The organism is Stenotrophomonas sp. 2YAF22 (assembly GCF_052114665.1).
In the GTDB taxonomy this organism is placed as follows: domain Bacteria; phylum Pseudomonadota; class Gammaproteobacteria; order Xanthomonadales; family Xanthomonadaceae; genus Stenotrophomonas; species Stenotrophomonas indicatrix.
Map to the genome: position 1 here is coordinate 1 of NZ_JBFRFE010000501.1, position 3,258 is coordinate 3,258.

Genomic DNA, 3,258 nt, shown 5'->3' on the forward strand with positions numbered 1-3,258 from the left:
GTCCGGCACCGCGAAACCACCGTCCTTGGCATCAAGCAGGAACTCGGCGATGTACGGCGTCAGCCACGGGTTCACGTAGCCATCGTCACCCCACATCGAGAAGTTGCCGTTGGCCACCTGCATCGACGCCAGGCGACCGAACGCACCTTCCATGCGCTCGCGACGGGTCTTCGCGTCCAGGCCGTCAGCGCCGAGCATGGACGACGTGGCCTGGTCCAGGATCAGCGCGGCGTAGCCCTTGCTGGTGGTCTGTTCGGCGCAGCCGTACGGGTAGTTCAACGCGCCCTGCAGCGCGCTGGYGAACGGGATCGGCGGCAGCGGGCTGACCAGCAGGCGGGCATTGACCGATTCGGACATCAGCCCGTCCATCAGGCTGCCATCCAGGCTCACCGCCGCCAGCGGATCGAGCGTACGCACCTGCGAGCGCAGTACCTGCGGCCACGCCGCGCGCACCGGCAGATCGTAGCGGCGGTCGGCCTTGAAGCCGTTGCCATCCACACGCACGCGCACCTTGGCCACGCTGTGGCCCTCGCGCGCCGACAACGGGAAGCTCAACGTGGTCTTGGCATCGGCATTGAGCTGCACGCTGCGCGTGCCTTCGCCCAGGCTGAGCGGGCCTTCGCTGTCCACGCGCACGTTGAACTGACCGGGCTTGCCGGTGAAGTTCTGCACGTCCAGGGTCACCGTACTGCGGTCGCCCGGGGCGAGCACGCGCGGCATGCTGGCCTCGGCCAGGATCGGCGCACGCACCACGGTTTCCACATCGCGCTTGCCGTACTGGTCATCGCTGTAGACCAGCGCCGACACCCGCAGGGTGCCATTGAAATCCGGCACTTTCAGGCGGATGCGGGCAATGCCCTTGGCATCGAGCTGCACCGGGCCGGAGAACAGGTCCACGGTCTGCACGCGCGCGGTCGGCCGCTTGGCCTGCGGCAACGCCTGCAGCGCCATGTCGCCGCCGAACTTCAGCTTGCCGCTGCCGCCGTCGAAGCTCTCGATCACCCGGCTGTAGATGTCATAGGCATCGATACCGAGGCGGCGCTGGGCGAAGAAGTGCGCGCCGGCATCGGGCACCGGGAAGCGGGTGATGTTGAGAATGCCCACGTCCACGGCCGAAACAGTGACGTGCGCGACCTTGCCGGCCAGCTGCGGTGCGCTGACCGTCACTGGCAGGTCCTGCTCCGGTCGCATCTGCTTGGGCGCGGCCAAGCCGACGGCCACGGTGCGGCCCTTGCGGTCCATCGGCACGTGCACCACGCCCACCGCGCGGGCCGGGGTGATCTTGYTCGGCGCACTGCCACCGCGGAACACCAGCGCGGTGATGTAGACGTCGTGGCGCTCCCAATCGGCGGTGACCGGGATCTTGTAGGTGGCACCGGGCTTGGCGTCGATGTCCTGCACGTACAGCATGCGGTCGGTCTCGACCATCAGCACGCCCTTGCCGGCATGCGGCGGGGTCACCGTCACTTCCAGGGTATCGCCGGCCTTGTAGCCGGTCTTGTCCAAGCCCAGCTTGACCTTGTCCGGGCGGGCATCGAGGCCACGGTTGTCATCGCCCCAGCTCCAGCCGGCCCGGAACGGATAACGGCTGGTCAGGCCGGTGGACGGATCGAACACGTCCACTCGGTACTCGCCCCACTCCACCGGGAAGTCGAAGGCCACCGCGCTGCCGCCGGCATCGACGGTACGGGTTTCCTTGTTTTCGAAGCGGCGGGTGAAATCGTAATCCCAGCGGTTGTCGTTGAAGGTCCAGTGGTAGTCGCGCAGCTCGCGCACCAGGGTGATCTTCAGGCCCTTGGCCGGCTGCGGCTTGCCGTCCGCATCCACGCGCATCAGTTCAAACCGCGCGTTGCCGTTGGAATCAGCACCGTCGTCCGGATTGAACAACGGGCGCACGCCGACCAGTGCGGCGGCCGGCCACACCACCCGCTTCAGGGTGCGGGTGACCGTGCGGCCACCGGTTTCATACAGGCTGCCGGACAGCACCACCGCGATCGGTGCCTTCGCCTTGGTCGCTTCTTCCGGCAACGACACGTCTTCGCGCAGCTGGCCATTGGCCGGCAGCGTGGTGTCGATGACATCCTTGGCTTCGCGCGGCAGCTGCAGGGTCGGGTCGCCGAAGAAGTAGCCCGGCAGGCCCTCCACCGGCTTCTGCTCGGCGGCCACCGCCATGCGCGCGGTGAAGCGGTTGCCATCGGCCGGGGCACCGTACAGATAGGCACCGTTGGCCTGCAGGCGCAGGTCTTCACCCGGCTTCAGCGTCTTCTGCGCGCTGTCCAGGTCCAGCTTCATGCGCTCGGGCAGGAACTCCTCGATGCGCAGGGTCATGCCCTGGATCGCTTCCTTGCTGGCCGGGTCGGTGCGGAACTCCACCTGCCAGCGCCCGGTCGGCGCCTCGGCGGGAATGGTCTGCTCGAAGTTGATGTAGCCCTGGTCGCCCGGTTGCACGCGGGTTTCGCGGAAGGTCTTGCCGTCGGGCTGCTTCAGGCGCAGGAACACCGGCTGGCTCTTCACCGGCTTGCCATCGTTGTCGCGCAGCAGCGCGGACAGGCGCACCGTCTCACCCGGGCGGTACAGGTCGCGACCCGACCAGGCGTAGACGTCGAACCAGGCGTTGTCACGCCCCGCCACGGCGAACTCGCTCAGGTCCAGCGCGGGCTGGTTGAAGGGCAGGAAGCTGGTGTCCTTGCCGCTGCTGGCGACCAGCACGTGGGTAGCATCCAGGGTGTAGTTCAGCAGCGCATTGCCGTTGCTGTCGGTGCTGCCCTTCAGCACTACCTCGCCCTTGGCATCGAGCACGCGCAGGTCGATACCCTTCAGCGATGCACCGTCCTTGAGCGCGGCGGTGTGTACGAACAGCTTGTCCTTGTAGGCACGGGTGTGCAGGCCGATGTCGCTGACCGAGAAGAACGCGGTATCGAACTCACCCTCGTAGTCTCCGGTGCGCTTGAGCAGGGCGAAATACAGGCCCGGCTCCTGCAGTTCCTTGATGTCCTGGGTCGGCAGGTAGGTCAGCACCCGCTCGTTCTGCTTGCCACCCAGAATGAAACGGTTGACGTAGACCGGCTCGGCCAGCTTGTTGATCGGGCTGCGCTCGTAGTCGCTGCTCAGTTCCCAGCTGCCACGGCGACCGCCGCGCTGGTACTGGCTGAAGAAGGTCGGCAGGTCCTTTTCGCGCACGCGCAGGAACTCGACATCGACTTCCGGCACGTTCACCGACACCACCGGCAGGCCACGGCTGTCCTTGGCCGGCAGCAC

Annotated in this window: 1 protein-coding gene; it reads right to left on the reverse strand. The window is 67.0% G+C overall.

Features of this window, described 5'->3' with window-relative positions:
* The coding region (locus AB4Y84_RS17140; RefSeq protein WP_442250514.1) for an alpha-2-macroglobulin family protein at window positions 1-3,258 on the reverse strand (3,258 nt) is incomplete at both ends.